The 16,400-nt window shown below is 58.2% G+C and carries 14 protein-coding genes and 2 riboswitches; of the genes, 9 read left to right on the top strand and 5 right to left on the bottom strand.

Annotated features, from left to right (window positions below):
* Nucleotides 1-224: 224 nt before the first annotated feature.
* Both AAGF34_RS14410 and AAGF34_RS14415 read left to right on the top strand, forming a co-directional pair.
* A complete protein-coding gene (locus tag AAGF34_RS14410; RefSeq protein ID WP_342616418.1) occupies nucleotides 225-962 on the top strand; it encodes an alpha/beta fold hydrolase in 738 nt (245 codons plus the stop codon).
* A 61-nt stretch (nucleotides 963-1,023) separates the two neighbouring features.
* Nucleotides 1,024-1,284 (top strand): hypothetical protein, encoded by a 261-nt coding sequence (locus tag AAGF34_RS14415; RefSeq protein ID WP_342616419.1) that lies wholly within the window; start codon nucleotides 1,024-1,026, stop codon nucleotides 1,282-1,284.
* Between the two features lie 20 nt (nucleotides 1,285-1,304).
* On the opposite strand, the gene AAGF34_RS14420 is transcribed toward AAGF34_RS14415, so the two are convergent.
* The gene (locus AAGF34_RS14420) at nucleotides 1,305-2,480 is read right to left on the bottom strand and encodes a diguanylate cyclase (RefSeq protein WP_342616420.1); all 1,176 of its coding nucleotides are present in this window, start codon (nucleotides 2,478-2,480) and stop codon (nucleotides 1,305-1,307) included.
* 87 nt (nucleotides 2,481-2,567) lie between these two features.
* A complete protein-coding gene (locus AAGF34_RS14425) occupies nucleotides 2,568-3,503 on the bottom strand; it encodes a LysR substrate-binding domain-containing protein (protein WP_342616421.1) in 936 nt (311 codons plus the stop codon).
* Between the two features lie 159 nt (nucleotides 3,504-3,662).
* On the opposite strand from AAGF34_RS14425, the gene AAGF34_RS14430 reads away from it, so the two are divergent.
* The 4 genes from AAGF34_RS14430 to AAGF34_RS14445 all read left to right on the top strand — a co-directional run bounded on the left by AAGF34_RS14430 (nucleotide 3,663) and on the right by AAGF34_RS14445 (nucleotide 5,913).
* Nucleotides 3,663-4,277: a glutathione S-transferase gene (locus AAGF34_RS14430; protein WP_342616422.1), complete on the top strand. Its 615-nt coding sequence runs from the start codon at nucleotides 3,663-3,665 to the stop codon at nucleotides 4,275-4,277.
* A 67-nt stretch (nucleotides 4,278-4,344) separates the two neighbouring features.
* Nucleotides 4,345-4,890 carry a YceI family protein gene (locus tag AAGF34_RS14435; RefSeq protein WP_342621100.1) on the top strand — a complete coding sequence of 182 codons (546 nt, stop codon included), beginning with the start codon at nucleotides 4,345-4,347 and terminating at the stop codon, nucleotides 4,888-4,890.
* A gap of 47 nt (nucleotides 4,891-4,937) precedes the next feature.
* Nucleotides 4,938-5,375, top strand: a complete 438-nt coding sequence (locus AAGF34_RS14440) for a DUF2267 domain-containing protein (RefSeq protein WP_342616423.1) — start codon at nucleotides 4,938-4,940, stop codon at nucleotides 5,373-5,375.
* A 1-nt stretch (nucleotide 5,376) separates the two neighbouring features.
* A complete protein-coding gene (locus AAGF34_RS14445; protein ID WP_342616424.1) occupies nucleotides 5,377-5,913 on the top strand; it encodes a DUF2867 domain-containing protein in 537 nt (178 codons plus the stop codon).
* Between the two features lie 9 nt (nucleotides 5,914-5,922).
* On the opposite strand, the gene AAGF34_RS14450 is transcribed toward AAGF34_RS14445, so the two are convergent.
* From AAGF34_RS14450 to AAGF34_RS14460, 3 genes are all read right to left on the bottom strand, one after another.
* Entirely contained in the window at nucleotides 5,923-8,643 is a 2,721-nt protein-coding gene (locus tag AAGF34_RS14450) for an EAL domain-containing protein (RefSeq protein WP_342616425.1), read from the bottom strand.
* A 27-nt stretch (nucleotides 8,644-8,670) separates the two neighbouring features.
* Nucleotides 8,671-8,760, bottom strand: a riboswitch (cyclic di-GMP riboswitch).
* A 384-nt stretch (nucleotides 8,761-9,144) separates the two neighbouring features.
* Nucleotides 9,145-10,140 (bottom strand): AAA family ATPase, encoded by a 996-nt coding sequence (locus tag AAGF34_RS14455; protein ID WP_342616426.1) that lies wholly within the window; start codon nucleotides 10,138-10,140, stop codon nucleotides 9,145-9,147.
* A gap of 141 nt (nucleotides 10,141-10,281) precedes the next feature.
* Nucleotides 10,282-12,213: a YhgE/Pip domain-containing protein gene (locus AAGF34_RS14460; RefSeq protein WP_342616427.1), complete on the bottom strand. Its 1,932-nt coding sequence runs from the start codon at nucleotides 12,211-12,213 to the stop codon at nucleotides 10,282-10,284.
* A 115-nt stretch (nucleotides 12,214-12,328) separates the two neighbouring features.
* Here AAGF34_RS14460 and AAGF34_RS14465 point away from each other — a divergent pair, with 115 nt between their 5' ends.
* The 3 genes from AAGF34_RS14465 (at nucleotide 12,329) to AAGF34_RS14475 (ending at nucleotide 16,346) form a co-directional block, all read left to right on the top strand.
* Complete coding sequence (locus AAGF34_RS14465; protein WP_342616428.1) at nucleotides 12,329-13,624, top strand: PilT/PilU family type 4a pilus ATPase; 1,296 nt, start codon at nucleotides 12,329-12,331, stop codon at nucleotides 13,622-13,624.
* An 86-nt stretch (nucleotides 13,625-13,710) separates the two neighbouring features.
* Nucleotides 13,711-13,868: riboswitch (cobalamin riboswitch) on the top strand.
* A gap of 119 nt (nucleotides 13,869-13,987) precedes the next feature.
* On the top strand, nucleotides 13,988-15,235 hold the full coding sequence (locus AAGF34_RS14470) for an aromatic ring-hydroxylating dioxygenase subunit alpha (protein WP_342616429.1): 1,248 nt from the start codon (nucleotides 13,988-13,990) through the stop codon (nucleotides 15,233-15,235).
* A 10-nt stretch (nucleotides 15,236-15,245) separates the two neighbouring features.
* The gene (locus AAGF34_RS14475) at nucleotides 15,246-16,346 is read left to right on the top strand and encodes a hybrid-cluster NAD(P)-dependent oxidoreductase (RefSeq protein WP_342616430.1); all 1,101 of its coding nucleotides are present in this window, start codon (nucleotides 15,246-15,248) and stop codon (nucleotides 16,344-16,346) included.
* The last annotated feature ends 54 nt before the right edge of the window (nucleotides 16,347-16,400 follow it).

Genomic DNA, 16,400 nt, shown 5'->3' on the forward strand with positions numbered 1-16,400 from the left:
CCCGGTAACAGACAGAAGTTTTGACACAATGCCCAGCATTCATGGTGGACTCACACTGCGATCTTTATGAGAACAGGTAGCTATTAATGGGACGTTGGGAAAATGGTGCAGAGCGCTGGCTGCCTGCACTTTTAAATAAAGTGTTTCGTGCCAGCGATGACCGCGCATGCGAAGAGGCCCTCAAAAGCCTTCCGCCCATTCGCTTCAGTCACACCCCTTTTGGCGTGCGTTCTTACATCACCGCGGGAACGGGTGCCTACACCGTGGTTTTCGAGTCCGGCCTGGGCCAAGGCAAGGAGGTCTGGGCACCTGTTTTCAATGCCCTGAGTGCGGTGACCCGTGTCGTTGCCTATGACCGCGCCGGCTATGGGCAGAGTGATCCCTCCGGGTTGACGCGCGATGGCGGACAAATCGTCGAAGAGCTGCGCGCCATGCTGCAAGCTGAAAACATTCCACCGCCCTACGTTCTGGTTGGACATTCCCTGGGTGGCACGATCATGAAGCTCTTTGCCCGCACCTACCCCCAGGAAGTGGCGGGCGTGGTGCTGGTCGATGCCAGAGATGCCGACTTCGTACAACGCTGCAAAGGGCGTGGCCTGCTGCGCCTGCTGTACGAGCCGCCAATTGGTCTCTTCATGCTGGGCCGCTCGGAAGTGCGCCGTGAGCTCGAGGCGGCGGCCATTACGCACCAGCAGGCCCGCATTACCGGGGACTTCCCCAACATTCCATTGAGCGTGCTGACCCACCATCGCCGGATCCTGCATTGGCCCGACAGCATCGCGCGGGCGTGGGCAGAGGGGCAAAGACGTATGGCAAGCATGTCTGCCAAGGGCTATTTGCGGGTGTGTGACCGCAGTGGACACCACATCCACCGTGATCGCCCCGATCTGGTGGTGCAAGCTATCCACAGGGTTTTGCAGGCGATAGCGCCCGCCCACATGCTTAGCCACGTTACGATGTAGGCATGGCACCTCGACGAAGTGGCGCGCTGCCGAATGCAGAAAAGTGAAAAGGTGAAGAACGTTGAGTACTGAACACCCGGGCCTTGATCGCATACCTGTTTCCGTACTGATGCACGACGGCATGCGCGTCAGGGGCTATGTCTATCTTCCGAGTGATCAGCGCCTTCAGGACTTGATGAACGATGTACGGGGATTCATACCCATTGACCAATCCAATGCGGACGGAACCATGACCATGCTTGCGAAGCGTTACATGGTTTCCATCGAAGAACTTGACGAGAGCATGACTGAATCGGTGTTGGGGCCGCTGCGACTGGTCTGAAACATTTCAGTAGCTAGACCTCACTGCGGTCCCAGTTCAGCTGGCGTGGTACGCGGGGTGTCTGGGTCTATCTCCCAGTCGTCCTGATCTGCTACCTTGTAGCCCGCCCGTCCCGCCATCTTTGCCCGGTACATAGCCGCATCGGCGGCGTTCACAAAGGTGCCAGGCAATAGGCCGAAAATGGAAGACGTATTGGCAACACCGATGCTGAAAGTCAAAGTGGACATGCCTGAGCCCTTGTGCTCAATGGCCCGCTGGCGCAACAACGTGATGCAGGTCTGAGCAATTTCGACGGCATGGTTCAAGTCGGACCCTGGCAGGAGCACCACGAATTCCTCTCCTCCGTAACGTGCCACGGTTTCACCTGCCCGCCGCACACAGCGCCGCAGTACGTCAGCAACTGCACGAAGACATTCATCACCAGCCACGTGACCATAGTGGTCGTTGTACTTCTTGAAGTGATCGATGTCGATCATCAGCAGGCTGATCGGAGTGCCACTGCGTTCGGATCTGGACAGTTCAATGGCCAGTACTTCATCCAAACGGCGTCGGTTGATCAGACCGGTAAGCGGATCCATGCTGTTCAATTGTTGCAGCAGTGCATTGCGATCCTGCAGCTCCCGCTCCTTGCGTACCAGATCCGTCACGTCGACCCAGGAAGTCACCAGATAGCCTTCTGCGGTTCGCTGATCGTGGGTTCTGAACCACTGATCACCCGTGTATTCCTTCAGCTGTGGATCCGTCTTCCTGCCCCGCATCTGCATACGGGTTGCCAGCCATTCCTCTTCGCGTCCAATAGCCACCACAATTTGCCGCTGCTGCAACTTCGCGCGAGTCAGCTCTTCAAAGGTCTTGCCAATGTCTCCGGAGGTCCTGAAGTCAATGCGCAAGCGATTGATTTGCTTGTTGTAGTGCAAGAGCCGGTCGTCGGCGTCCCAGATTTCGAGCCCCACATCCAGCGTATTCAGCACCGAAACCAGAAGTTTTCTGGAAGCCTCCGCCTTGCGCGCCAGTTGATAGGCCCTGTACCAGGTTGCCATCACGAACCCGAACACACTGAGCAGTCCCAGCCACAGCGGCAGCGCCTGTAATTTCGGCTGATCGTCGCGCCACCAGGCGAACACCTCGAATCCCAGGCCTACCATTGCCAGAGGCACAAGAGCCCAGAACCACCCAATGTGTTTCGCGATTTTCACTGTGGTTGCAATATTTCATCTGCCCCCAGCCTTGTCAACGCACTTCCCGCATGGGGTAACAATTCGACACAAATTAGATTGCCCCGGTCAAGAGGGCTCTATGGCCATGCGTGTCACCTTAGCCTGTTTCAACAACCAGGCATTGAAGGCCTGAATTTCTGGGCGAGAGCCACTTCGGGGGCCTTTGATCAGGAAGGTGGCATACGGTGTTTCCAGGCGTTTTCCAGGAAAGATCTCGACCAAATCACCATTGGCCAGACTGTCGGCAACCATGGGGGTTCTGGCCAAGGCTACACCTTGGCCAGTGAGCGTCGCCTGCAGGATCTGGTGCGCGTAATTGAGGTACAGCCAGCGCTTGGGCTCCAGCTTGGCGTGGCCATTGGCATCCAGCCAACGACGCCAGGTCAACCATTGCAGATGCTTGGCCTGGTGGCTGTTGGTAGCCTCGATGAGCGCATGGCGCGCCAGATCCGCTCCATGGCGCAAGGGGCCGTTGCGTTCAAGTAGCCAAGGGCTTGCAACCGGCGTCAGTTGCTCGCCAAACAACCGGATCGCGTCCGGCCCGACTTTCTCCGGGCGGGTGTAACGCAAAGCCAGGTCTGCGTCACTGGTCTCCAGATCGACGGGCATGTCGGTCGCATCGATGCGGATGTCTATATCGGGATATTCCGATTGGAACGCCTCCAGTCGCGGGATCAGCCAGATGGAGGCAAACGAAGCCCAGGTATTCAATGTCACCGTCTTGCGACCTGCGGAATGGCGAATCGTGCGCACTGCACTGTCAATCCGGTCCACGGACGGTGATGTTGCACGCAATAGTTCGGCCCCGGCGCCGGTCAGCTCAACCGACCGGGTATGGCGCAAGAACAAGGGGACACCCACTTCATCTTCCAGTGCCTGGATCTGACGACTGACTGCACTCTGTGTCAGCGCCAGTTCATCGGCCGCAAGGCGGAAATTCAAATGCCGAGCGACCGCTTCCAAGGTGCGCAAGTGGCCCATGGATATAGGCCGACTGGGCATGCGACTTTCTGACGGGGATGATTTGGAAGTGCCCATACTTTCGTTGGATTGATGCGAAGCGGGAATGAATAGCATATCCCGATTTCATTGGACCCATGCCGCCCCTGCGGCCAGGATGGCATACCATCCCACAACAAGGAATTGGATAAGGAACCCCCGATGAAACTCATAGGTATGCTGGATTCTCCCTATGTCCGCCGTGCGGTCATTTCGCTTCGCATGCTGGGTCTGAAGTTTGAACACCAGTCATTGTCGGTCTTCAGTACCTACACCGAATTTCAGCGCATCAACCCCGTAGTCAAGGCACCAACACTGGTCTGCGACGATGGTACGTACCTCATGGACTCGACGCTGATCATTGAATATGCTGAGGCGCTGGCACAGCCACATAGCCTGATGTCATCCAATATCCGTGACAAGCAGTACGAGCTTCACATTGTGGGGCTGGCGCTCGCAGCATGCGAAAAAAGCGTGCAAATCATCTATGAACGGAACCTGCGCCCCAGCGAGAAGCAGCATCAGCCGTGGGTCGCACGGGTGACCGAGCAGCTGCTTGCAGCCTACAGCGCCTTGGAAGTGGCAATCACGCAGCATCCACTTGCTTCCCCCGATGCCGCCATGGGGCAGGCAGGTATATCGACTGCGGTGGCATGGTATTTCACGCAGAAGATGTTGCCTGAAATCGTGCGCGCGTCAGACTTTCCCAACCTGGTGGCGTACTCGAAGGCGGCTGAAGCGCTGCCCGTTTTCCTGGCGGCTCCTCATGGCGATTGATTCATCAGTTTGCAAATGCAAAGGTGCGCTCCATTCAGTGCGCCCATATTGGTTCGCATTGGTTGGAATGATGGCCGTTGCTACAGGTGCAGCCCAAGCGGAAACCGAAAACTATGCCATCGATCCCAGCCATACCTTCGTCACTTTTGAAATAGGGCACTTTGGTGCATCGACCAACCGTGGTCGCTTTGACCGGAAGGAAGGTTCCGTTCAGCTGGACCGCACTGCCAAAGTGGGCAAGGTGGAAATATCCATCGATATGACTTCTGTCAGCACGGGAACCGAAGCCTTCAACAAATTCCTGCAGGGTTTTGAGATATTTGATTCGGCCACCTATCCGACAGCCAAGTTTATGGGCGACAAGTTCAGCTTCAGCGCAGACAACGTGAGCGAGGTCGCAGGAACCCTGACTCTGCTGGGTAAGACCAATCCTGTGGTGCTCAAAGCCAATCAGTTCAGGTGTTACCGAAGTCCCGTTTACTTGCGTGAGGTTTGCGGCGGAGACTTTGAAGCCACCATCGACCGTGTCGATTGGGGGATGAACTATGGACTCATCTTTGGCTTTCCCAGAACGGTTCACCTAGTCATACAAGTGGAAGCGATCAAGCAGTAAACGTCCACGGCCCTGCCGAAAGCAGGAGGGTGCATAGAATTGTGTCCGTGACACTGCCATTTGAATACCAGAATCCCACGCTGCAGTTCGAGCGCTTCATGGTGGATGCCCGCGATAGCGCAGGTCTGCCCACCACAAATATGGCATGGAACATGGTGGTGGGTGTCTTGCATGCGTTCCGATGGCGCCTGACCGTGAGCCAGGCACTTTCTTTCGCCGCTGTTCTCCCGCCGGTGGTTCGCGCACTGTTCATTGAAGACTGGGAGCCTGAGCGGCCCGTCCTGCCATTTGGCGAGCCGGCCGATTGGTTGGCAGACGTTCGCAGTGTCCGCTCTCGGCACAATTTTTCCCCACCTGATGCGGTGGCCTCGGTGGCTACCGCGCTTCGCAAGCATGTGGATGCGGAGGCCTTGGACCGTGTGCTGTCGCAATTGCCAGTCGAGGCACGCCGCTACTGGCAGCCAAAGCCGCCTGCAATGACTTGATATGCCCAAAAACCAGTCCACGCAATCAAGGCCCTATCGGTCACAGGTGCCGCTCAATAGCGTCATCAGCACGTATCTGCCTGGAGCGTATTTTTATGATGCTACCTCCATATCGGTAGAAGACACCGAGGCAACGGCCTTGGACTATTTTCTCAAAGCCTTGCGGGAAACGCCAACTTGGGTCGATCTGCTGATGTCGGCCCGCAATCGGGTCGTATCGCTGTTTGGGCTCAAGGACCTGGGCAGACTGTCACGATTGGACCCCGGCAAACCTGCTTCTGAGTACCTTGCCGGAGATCGGGTTGGCATATTTACCCTCATCATGAACAGCCCCAGCGAAGTACTGCTGGGTGACAAGGACAGACACCTGGATGTCAGCTTGTCGGTCCACAAATCTCATGATGCGGGCCATGTACATGCCACGATCACGGTGACGACCGTGGTGCACGTTCATAACTGGCTCGGTCGCCTCTACATGCTTCCCGTGACTCCCATGCACCGCATGATCGGGCCTGCCGTTCTCGGTGCAATTGGATAGCGTCTGCGATCAGGCCCGGTTGCCTGCGGCCAATGGGCTGCCGTCAAATTGCGTTACATATGCCGCAAACGCGTCCTGCGTCAGTGGTTTGCTGAACCAGTAGCCTTGGTAGGCTTGGCATCCCAGTCGTGCCAGGGCGTCACGGTGCTCTTCCGTTTCGACACCTTCTGCGATGGAGGTCAATCCGAGGCTTTGTGCCAAGGCGATGACCGTGCGGCAGATAGCCGCGTCATTGGGGTCGGTAAGGATGTCACGCACAAAGGATTGGTCGATCTTCAATTGCGAAAGAGGCAGGCGCTTGAGGTATGCAAGAGAGGAGTAGCCAGTGCCGAAATCGTCCAAGGAGAAGGTCACGCCTATCGCTCTGAGCGCGTTCATTTTCTCGATAGTCTCTTCCACCCCATCGACCATCAGGCTTTCCGTCAGCTCCATCTTCAGTTTGTGCGGGTTGGCTCCGCTGTGGCCGAGTGCGTTCATGACTTCGGAGACAAAATTCTTGTTCCGGATCTGACGGGCGCTTACATTGACCGCAATGCTCAGGTGCGCCATATCTGGCCTGTTGGCCCAATCTGCCAGTTGGGCGCATGCGGTATCCAGAACCCACGTTCCCAGCGGCAGGATCAATCCCGTTTCTTCGGCCAAAGGGATGAATTCGGCGGGTGACACCATGCCGCGCACCGGGTGGCGCCAGCGTACCAACGCCTCAGCTCCCACAATGCGCCCCTCGCTATCAACCTGTGCCTGGTAGTACAGCACAAATTGCTGTTGGCTCACTGCCTCACGCAATTCGATCTCAAGGGCTGCGCGTGAGGTCACTACGGCTTGCATGACTGGGTCAAAAAAGCGCAGCGTGTTGCGCCCGGCGGCCTTGGACTGGTACATGGCCAAATCGGCTCTTTTCAACAACTCTTCTGCGGAGACTTGCTGTCCGTTGAACACGGCAACTCCAACGCTCGGTGTGCTGCGGATTTGCGTGTTGGCCAGCGTGTAAGGCTGATTGAGTGCGACCAGTATTTTTTCACCCAGGATATCAACCTGGCTGGCGGCTCCTTCCGTGTATTCGGACAGTCCTTCCAGCATCACGACGAATTCGTCGCCACCAAGGCGAGCCACTGTATCGCTCTCGCGCACGCAGGATGTCAGGCGCTGTGCCACTTGCTGCAGCAGCAGGTCACCTTTGTCATGGCCCAGGGTATCGTTGAGGGTTTTGAAGTCATCCAGGTCAATCAACAGCACGGCACCGCAACGGCCAATGCGTGCGCTGGTAGTCAATGCCTGATGCAGTCGGTCCATCAGCAGCCGGCGATTTGGCAGGTCCGTGAGCGAATCGGAAAAGGCCAGATGCTCAATGCGGTCCTGCGCTACCTTGTGTTCTGTTATGTCGGAGAAGACGCCCACATAGTTGGTAGTTGCTCCCTTTTCGTCCAGCACGGCAGTAATGGCGAGCCACAGAGGAAATACCTCTCCATTCTTGCGTCTGCACCACATTTCACCTTGCCAGTATTTGTCGCGATTGACACGACCCCACATGGCCCGGAAATAACTATCACTGTGACGCTCTGATCGGAGCATTTGCGGCGTATTTCCAACGACTTCACTCGGTTCGTAACCCGTGATATGGGTAAACGCTTTGTTGACCTTGAGAATGATCTGATCGGCATCGGTGACGATCATGCTCTCCAGCGATTCAAAGGCGGTTGCAGCCACGCGCAATTCGGCCTGCGCTTGTTTGTGGGAGCTGATGTCAGAGGCAGTACAAATAAGCAATCGCCTGTCATTGAGCAAGGTTTCATAAACCCGCAGCTCCAGGTCAAACCCGGAGCCATCCTTGCGTCGTCCCATTGCCTCACAAGGAGAACCGATGGCCTTTCTTACGCAGGAATAAAGGTCGCCGTCGGGTGCGGATTCATTTACGTATTGGCTGGGATCCTGCATCAAGATCAAGATGCTTCTTCCCAACACTTCTGTCTCGCCGTAGCCGAACATGTGCTCGGCCGACTGATTGAATGATTCGATGATTCCATTTTCGGACATGGATATCACGCCACTCTGAACACCCTCCAGAATCACGCGCTGGCGCTTCTTTATGTCCCTGAGTTGAATATTGCGCCTGAAACCAATATTGATCAACACCAGAACATATCCGACGACGCCCAGTATGCAAATCACCACGGCTGGCCACTCAGTGTGCAGCGAAATCTGCAGACCATAGATGCTGGTCCAAACAAGAATACCCGCCAACAAACCCAGAACCGATTGTGGAACTCCCCACCATCCCTTATTGGCCACACTGTTGATCAGGTTTGCCAATATGGCAGCGAAACTGAGCCAGAGTGAAAACTGGATGGCTGCAACATACAAACCGAGTAGCACAGAGTCGACCGACAAGTTGCGCAGTTCCGATCGAACCGGGTTTGGAGAAGCGCAGGCTCGCCAATATTGAAAATGGGGATATACGAGAAACAGAAGCGCAAGAGCAGTCCACGCAATGGAGTCAAACTCTTTGCCGTATATTTGAAAACCAGTGGCTACAAAAGCCAAGGCAAATGTAACTGCACGTGCACGGTAGTGCACTTGGACCAACCAGGACCTCAAGGCTCGGCGAGCTGTCAAAACTGTGCACTCACCTGAACAGGCAGCCTTTGCAAGGTAATGAGTACCAAGTTCACAGAATCCAAATTGCACATGAAACAAATCCCTTTCAGAACTACCGGACGCGCTGGCAGACAAAGGGCGGAATACCTAGGTTGAAAACCTGAGAGCAACTCAGCCACCCATCCATTGATCAATGGGTTCGGGTCTGTAGCTTTGCGTCCGCACCTTTCGATGCGTTTGCCAAAATCGTGGCCGATCTTACTTCGAAATATGTGCAACGAATGTCTCGGGCGTGGCCTTTACTGGTTTAGAAGTAAAACATCTTCGATCTATTGCATATATTGTATTTTTATTGATACAAAATGAGACTCCCGCGCTGCGCTTCACGAAAATATGTATCTCGGTTCATAAGGGTTGTGTGGGATGCAAATAGAGGGCTTTTTGATATGGATTTGCATATGGTATGGAAGATATTCACATTTCATGAAATATCTTTGCATCCCGGCCTTTACGCAAAGCGCGCCACACGCTCTTGAATATATAGAGGCTGAAGAGGGATCAGGAAATTCGTGGCGCCTGCTATGTATAGATCCATGCGATGCGTAATCACACCGCCTAAGCCGATCTGCCTCTCAGTTATTGCAAAAAGCCCATGCTTGCCTTCTTGCCACCGGCTCTTGGCAAGTCGATTGCCCGCACGGTGTCGCTGCGGTCCAGGCGTGCATTGCCAAAGCCTGTCATCCAGGCGCGGCGCATGTCACGTGGGGCGCACTCGCTCAGGATGTCGAGTACATCGTCCAAAGGCTCGGGCGCAAAGTGCTCGCCCCAGCCGTGTTCACTTCGAATGGACTTGTACAGATTGCGGGCAATCTGCCTTGCTGCTTCCGGCGATGGCGGTTGCACTTCGAACACATTCATGCGATTGAGAATGGGCTCGGGGATGCAGCGTTCGTCATTGGCAGTGGTGATCCAGATCACCTGGCTGGCGTCTACCGCCACCTCGGCAAATTCGTCTGTAAAGGCCTTGGCGGTGTCATGCTCCAGTAGGCTGTAGAGCGCGCCCAGGGGATCGTACTGCGCGTCTGCCGCCGCCTTGTCAATCTCGTCCACTACGATCACCGGATTGGCGTATTCGCCGTCCACCAGTGCCTCGAACACCTTGCCCGGCTTGGCTCCCTTCCATTGCGAGGATGCACCCGAGAGCAGCCAGCCCGCGGTCATGGAGCTCATGGGAACCAGGGTCATGCCGGTGCCCAGCAGGTCAGCCAGCTTCTTGGCGAAGTGCGTCTTGCCGATGCCGGGTTGACCCAGCAGCAAAATGGGTGTCACCTCAATGCCATCCGTGCAGTCCTGGGCCAGTGCCACATGGCGCTTCACGTCGTCCAGCACTTCCGTGAAATTCGGCAGTGACTGGTACAGCTCACTCATATCCGGAACGCCCGAGGGCTTGACCTGGAAGCGCTCCGGTCCGCGCTCCAGCATACGCTGGTAGGTGGTGCGCAGGTTGTCCTGCTCGTTGCCCTGCAGCTTGGCGAGTTTGCGTTCAACCTCCTGCGTCTGGAACACCTGACGCATTTGCGCCACGGGTAAACGGAACGGTGGTGATTGCGGGACCAGACTGCCAGATGCCATGGAGACCTCCTGTGCAAAATTCCTTTAAACAATGCGCTGATTTCTATTCAAGCACAGGCACAGGCGCTGCACGCGCCATACGGGAATTTTTTTAAACGGTGTTGACAATTTGCCACTGCCCGCGGGAGGTGGCGCGTGGCGTCAGAAGTTCACCGCGGGGCGCATCTCGGTGGGGCGCACATATTGCCAACGGCCCAGGCAGCAGGCGCACACCAGTGCGCCCAGACAAGTCAGCCCCATCACGGTAAGCGGATGCTGCCAGGCTCCTTCATAGGCGCCGAACAGACAGATCTTCATGGCGCGTACCACCCAGGTCAGAGGTAGCCAGGGACTGATCTCGCTGAACAACGTGCCACTGAGTTCCACTGGCAGGATGCCGCCCGAGCTGGAGAGCTGCACAGCCAGGAAAATCATCGACAGGGCCTTGCCCGCGTCCCCCATGGCACGGGTGAGCGCCATGACGATGCACAGAAAGGTAATGGCCGAGAGCGCCAGCGTGATCGTGAAGAGCGCTGGCATGGCCACGGGTATGCGCAGGCCAAACACCACCAGCGCATACAGCAAGGCGGCTTGCAGCAGCACGATCACCAGCGGAACCGTGATCTTGCCCAGGAGTTTGGCCGAGCCGGAGAAGTGTTGCGCCCGCACCGGCAGCAACCGCACATGGATGAGAAAGGCGGCCACGCCCGCACCCAGCCACAGGGACGCAGGGATGATGTTGGGCGCAAAGCCGCTGCCGCTGTTGGGCACGGGCGCCTCCACTTCCACCACCGGGCTGACGGAGTTGGCCAGCCCTTGGGCACTGCCGTCCGGTTTTTCCACCGCAGGAGGCAGCGAGGAGGCCAGCAACTCCAGCCCGGCGCTCAGGCGTGCGGCGCCTTGTTGCGCCGTGACGGCGCCGCTTGCCAGTGCGGTGTTGGCCGCCTGCAGCGTATCGGTGCCCTTGTCCAGCTCGTCCAGCAGGCTGTCCTCCGGCAGTTTGGTCACCATGGTGTGCAGGCCCTGGTTCATGGCGCGCACGCCAGTGGTCAGGGCACCGACGCCGCTACTGAGTGCGTCGGCGCCTTCGGCCAACTTGCCCTGCGCCTCCAGCGCGGTCTGCAATCCTGCATCGAGTTGGGTCACGCCGCTGTGCAACTGGTCCAGGCTCTCTGCCACCTTGCTCGGCACCAGAATGCTGTCGTGTGCCTGGTCGCGAAACGCGGCCACGCTGGTGCGTATGGCCTGGCTGCCGGTCTTGAGTTCGACCATGCCTTTGGACAACTCGACGTGGCCCGCGGCCATCTGCTCGGCGCCGCTCCTGAGACGGTCCAGATCGGAGCCGCGCGGATGCTTGGCATCCATGGTGCGCAGGCCGTTGGCCAGTTGGCGCACACCGCTGCTGAGCTGGTCTACACCGTTGTTGATCCGCTGAGAACCCGTGGCAGCCTGCTGCGCACCGTTTACCAGCGGGCCCATACCCTTGCTCAATTCGTGGGCTCCGGCACGCAGTTGGTCGACACCATCGCGCAGCCGTTCCACACTGCGTTGCGAACCCGCTGCGTTGAGCAATACCAGTCGCCAGCGCCGCTCGTTCAGGCTTTCATTCACGTCGTGGCCGAGCTCACGCGCAAAGCTGCGGGCCAACTGCGCACTCTCGTAGTTGTTGCCGGCTGATGTGTACACCACCAGCTTGCCCGCACCGGCCTCGTGGCCTGGTAGCGCGTTGGAGCTGAAGTCCTTGGGAATCACCAGCGCAAAGGCCAGCGCACCCTTGCGCACCTGTTCGCGCGCCTGGTCTTCCCGTTCAAAGTCCTGAAAGCCAAAGGTCTGCTTCTTGCGCAAGGTGGCGGCCACTTCCCAACCCACGTTGAATACCTGGCCACGGTATTCCACGCCCTGGTCCAGGTTCACCAGGCCTACCGGCAAGGCAATGGCACGGGCAGCCGGGTCCCACACACTGGAGAGGTAGATAAAGCAGTAGAACGCAGGGATGCAGGCCACCAGAAACGTGGCCGCAATCAGGCGCGGGTAGCGGATGAAAGACTGCACTTCCAGGTGCAGGATCAGAAGAATTTGTGACAGCCAAGGCATGGCCCATTGTGACGCAGCCCGGCCTGATCTGCTCAGGCCGCAGTGTTGACCCCATGCCCGATGCACCCCATACTTTGCACCGCTGTCGCCCGTCCAACCAACTACCCGATTGCCTATGTCTACCTTGAACGAAGAGCAGGCCCGCGCCTACATGCACAAACTCCTGGCCGCCATGAGCCAGGCCGGTGGGTCGGATCTGTTCATTGCCAACGACTTTCCCCCCAGCATGAAGGCCCACGGCAGCATGCAGCCGCTGACCAACCAGAAGCTCAACGGTGAGATGACCAAGATGTTCGCCCACTCCCTGATGAACGAGAAGCAGCGCGCCGAGTTCGCCAAGGAGATGGAATGCAACTTTGCCATCAGCATTCCCGGCGTGTCGCGTTTTCGCGTCAACGTCTATGTGCAGCAGCAGAACGTGGCCATGGTGGTGCGCACCATTGCCTCCGAGATTCCCAATTTCGAGAAGCTCTCGTTGCCGCCCGTGCTCAAGGACGTCATCATGAACAAGCGCGGGCTGGTGCTGGTGGTCGGCGGCACCGGCTCAGGCAAGTCCACCTCGCTAGCCGCCATGATCGACTACCGCAACCACACCTCGGCTGGGCACATCATCACGGTGGAAGACCCGGTGGAATACGTGCATGTCTCCAAGAAGTCGCTGGTGAGCCACCGCGAAGTGGGAGTGGACACCCACAGCTGGCACCATGCGCTGAAGAACACCTTGCGCCAGGCGCCGGACGTGATCCTGATCGGCGAGATCCGCGACCCCGAGACCATGGAGCACGCCATTGCCTTTGCCGAAACCGGCCACCTGTGCCTGGGCACCTTGCACGCCAACAGCGCCAACCAGGCCATAGACCGCATCATCAATTTCTTCCCGGAAGACCGGCGCAACCAGCTGCTGATGGACCTGTCGGCCAACCTGCGCGCCATCATCTCGCAGCGGCTGGTGCGCACCGAAGACGGCAAGGGGCGCAAGGCAGCCATCGAGATCCTGCTCAACACGCCCACGATTGCCGAGCGCATTTTCAAAGGCCAGTTCGGCGACATCAAGACCATCATGGAACGATCGCGCGAACTGGGCATGCGCACCTTTGACTGGGCCCTGTACGAACTGTATGACGAGGGCCACATCAGCTTCGAGGAAGCCATCCGCAATGCCGACTCCGCCAACGAGCTGCGCCTTGCCATCAAGCTCAAGAGCCGCCGTGGCGAGCCGCCCGGCGCGGACGGCCCAACCCTGTCTTTCGACAAGGAACCCACGCCCGAAGAGCTCGAAGTCATGCGCCAGGAGGAGCAGCGCAAACAGGCCGAGCGCAAGCGTCAGCTGGAGAACGAGGAACTGGAGCGCAAGCTCAAGGAAAAGGGCCTGGACAGCCGTTTCACCGACAGCCGCATCAGCACCCAATAGCACGTGTTAACCCTGTTGACCACCCGCGTCGCAGGGTGTACGCGCGACGTCGCTTTCGCATAGGTCCATTTGAATCTCCCTGTGGTCTCATTCACCACGTTCTAGGTGCCTGGCGGAAATTCTCCATCGGGATAATTGGGAAGCCGGTGTGATACCGGCGCTGCCCCCGCAACGGTAACGATGCCTCCAGTCCCGACAGGACGGCATCGAAGCCCGGAAACCAGCCTGGAAACACTGGATTTCGGCTGATCGCGGCGGGCGGTCAAGAGGCTGAGCACACGGGGCGTGTCAGACTACGTCACCTTCCGTGTTGTCCTCTTGCATCACCATGCGTTCAGTCCTCTTGTTTTTTTAAGGACTCACATGGACACACGCACCAAGATGCTCCATCTGCTTCGCAGCAGACGGGACGGTTTCACTCTGGAACAGCCCTTTTACATCGACCCCGACTTCTACAAGCAGGACCTGGACCTGATCTGGTACCGCGACTGGCTTTTTGTCGGGCACAACTGCGAGGTCACCAAGCCGGGTAGCTACTTCACGGTTCAGGTGGGCGACTACCCCATTGTGGTGGTGCGTGGACGGGACGGGCAAATCAGAGCTTTTCACAACTCCTGCCGCCACCGCGGCAGCCGGGTCTGCGCATCGCACCGTGGCACGGCGGCCCGTCTGGTCTGCCCTTACCACCAATGGACCTACGACCTGGATGGCTCACTCGTCTTTGCGCGGCAGATGCCTGAGGACTTTGACAAGGCGGAGTTCGGTCTGAAACCCGTTGCTTGCGAAGATGTGGGGGGCTACATCTTCATCTGTCTGGCGCAAACCCCGATGGACTTCGAGCCGTTCCGGCAAATGGTGGAGCCGTATTTCGCACCGCACCGCCTGACCGACGCAAAGATCGCTTTCGAGTCGACCATCATCGAGAAGGGCAACTGGAAGCTCGTGTGGGAAAACAACCGCGAGTGTTACCACTGCGCGGCAAACCACCCGGCGCTGTGCAAGACCTTCCCCGAAGCGCCGACCGTTACCGGCGTGGAGGGCGCGGAAAACGATCCGGAGATGTTGGCGCATTGGGACCGCTGCGAGGCGGCAGGTCTGCCTTCGCGTTTTCGCATAGACCAGGCCGGCCAGTACCGCACCAGCCGCGCGCCCCTGCTGGGTGATGGCGTGAGCTACACCATGACGGGTCAGCGCGCGGTACGCAACAACCTGTCGGACAGCGTGTCTGCCGACCGCATTGGAACGCTGCTGCTGTTTCACTACCCAACCACCTGGAACCATGTGCTGGGCGACCATGCGGTCACCTTCCGGGTAATGCCCATCAGTGCCACGGAGACGGCGGTCACCACCAAATGGCTGGTGCACAAGGACGCGGTCGAAGGGGTCGACTACGACCTCAAGGAACTGACCAAGGTCTGGACCGAGACCAATGACGAAGACCGGCGCATCGTCGAAGAGAACGCGTTTGGCATCAAGTCTCCAGCCTATGAGCCGGGCCCCTATTCCGAGATGCACGAAGGCGGCGTGGTCCAGTTTGTGGACTGGTACGCCGGCTTCATGGCGCAACGTCTGGCCGAAATCGAAAAGCCCAAGCTGGGTCAGGTAGTTTGAGGAGCATGAGATGAACGCTGTGACGCATGCAGGCAATTTCCGGACGCTGGATGAGATGGAGCCCTGGAACGACAGTCAGCAGGGGCTGGAGGTGATCTCCGTCGTCGACGAGGCGCCGGGGGTGAAGACCTTCACGTTCCGTTCCGACACGCTTAGTTGGTTTCGTTACAAGCCCGGGCAATTCATTACGCTGCAGCTGCCGGCGCAGGACGGCGTTCTGAACCGGACCTACACCCTGTCGTCCAGTCCGTCGCGGCCCCATGCCATAGCGGTGACAGTGAAGGCACAGCCCGGTAGCGTAGGAACGCAATGGATGTTCGACAACGTGAAGTCAGGTTCCCGGCTCAAGGCCATGGGGCCGTACGGTGACTTCACACTGCACAAGCATCCGGCGGCAAAGTACCTGTTCATCTCCGCGGGCTCGGGCATCACGCCCATGATGTCGATGCTGCGCTGGCTGTACGACTGCGCGCCCGGCGCCGATGTGGTGTTCGTGAACTGCGCTCGCGCACCGGAAGAAATCGTCTTCCGACGGGAACTGGAACTGCTGGGCAGTCAGATGCCGGGCCTGTCGCTGCGCTTCCTGGTGGAGCAAAGGTCGTTGCGGGAAAGCTGGCCGGGCTTTGTCGGGCGCATTGATGCGCTGCCACTCACGCAGATGGCGCACGATTTCCAGCAACGTGAGGTGTTCTGCTGCGGCCCCGATCCCTTCATGCGCACCGTGCAAGGCATGCTGAAGTCTGCGCAATTTGATATGTCGCGCTACCACCAGGAGAGTTTTGGTGCAGCCGAAGCCGAAGTGCTTGGCACGCACGCCGCAGTTGGTGAAGCCCAGCAAGCGGGACCGGCTACGCTGCCCATTCGCTTCATGGACTCCAACCTGCAGGCGGAGTGCCTGCCCGGGAAAACGGTTCTGCAAACGGCGCGTGCCAGTGGCGTTCGCATTTCTGCAGCTTGCGAATCCGGCATTTGCGGCACCTGCCGGGTGCGCAAGCTATCCGGCGAGGTCACCATGAGCCACAACGGCGGCATTCTGGACGAAGACATCGCGGAGGGCTACATCCTGGCCTGCTGTGCAAGACCCACAACCGCGCTGGAAATAGAGGCCTGAGTCCTGTTTGCGTACACTACGGGCCGCAATCGCAGGCTGTGAGAGCATGGCCTG

The organism is Rhodoferax sp. GW822-FHT02A01 (assembly GCF_038784515.1).
Classification (GTDB): Bacteria; Pseudomonadota; Gammaproteobacteria; order Burkholderiales; family Burkholderiaceae_C; genus Allorhodoferax.

Excerpts from the sequence above, each read along its gene's own strand:
- AAGF34_RS14435 (WP_342621100.1), top strand. The coding sequence starts at position 4,345 with ATGATGGCCGTTGCTACAGGTGCAGCCCAAGCGGAAACCGAAAACTAT.
- AAGF34_RS14470 (WP_342616429.1), top strand. The coding sequence starts at position 13,988 with ATGGACACACGCACCAAGATGCTCCATCTGCTTCGCAGCAGACGGGAC.
- AAGF34_RS14430 (WP_342616422.1), top strand. The coding sequence starts at position 3,663 with ATGAAACTCATAGGTATGCTGGATTCTCCCTATGTCCGCCGTGCGGTC.
- AAGF34_RS14445 (WP_342616424.1), top strand. The coding sequence starts at position 5,377 with ATGCCCAAAAACCAGTCCACGCAATCAAGGCCCTATCGGTCACAGGTG.
- AAGF34_RS14425 (WP_342616421.1), bottom strand. The coding sequence starts at position 3,503 with ATGCCCAGTCGGCCTATATCCATGGGCCACTTGCGCACCTTGGAAGCG.
- AAGF34_RS14460 (WP_342616427.1), bottom strand. The coding sequence starts at position 12,213 with ATGCCTTGGCTGTCACAAATTCTTCTGATCCTGCACCTGGAAGTGCAG.
- AAGF34_RS14455 (WP_342616426.1), bottom strand. The coding sequence starts at position 10,140 with ATGGCATCTGGCAGTCTGGTCCCGCAATCACCACCGTTCCGTTTACCC.
- AAGF34_RS14465 (WP_342616428.1), top strand. The coding sequence starts at position 12,329 with ATGTCTACCTTGAACGAAGAGCAGGCCCGCGCCTACATGCACAAACTC.
- AAGF34_RS14475 (WP_342616430.1), top strand. The coding sequence starts at position 15,246 with ATGAACGCTGTGACGCATGCAGGCAATTTCCGGACGCTGGATGAGATG.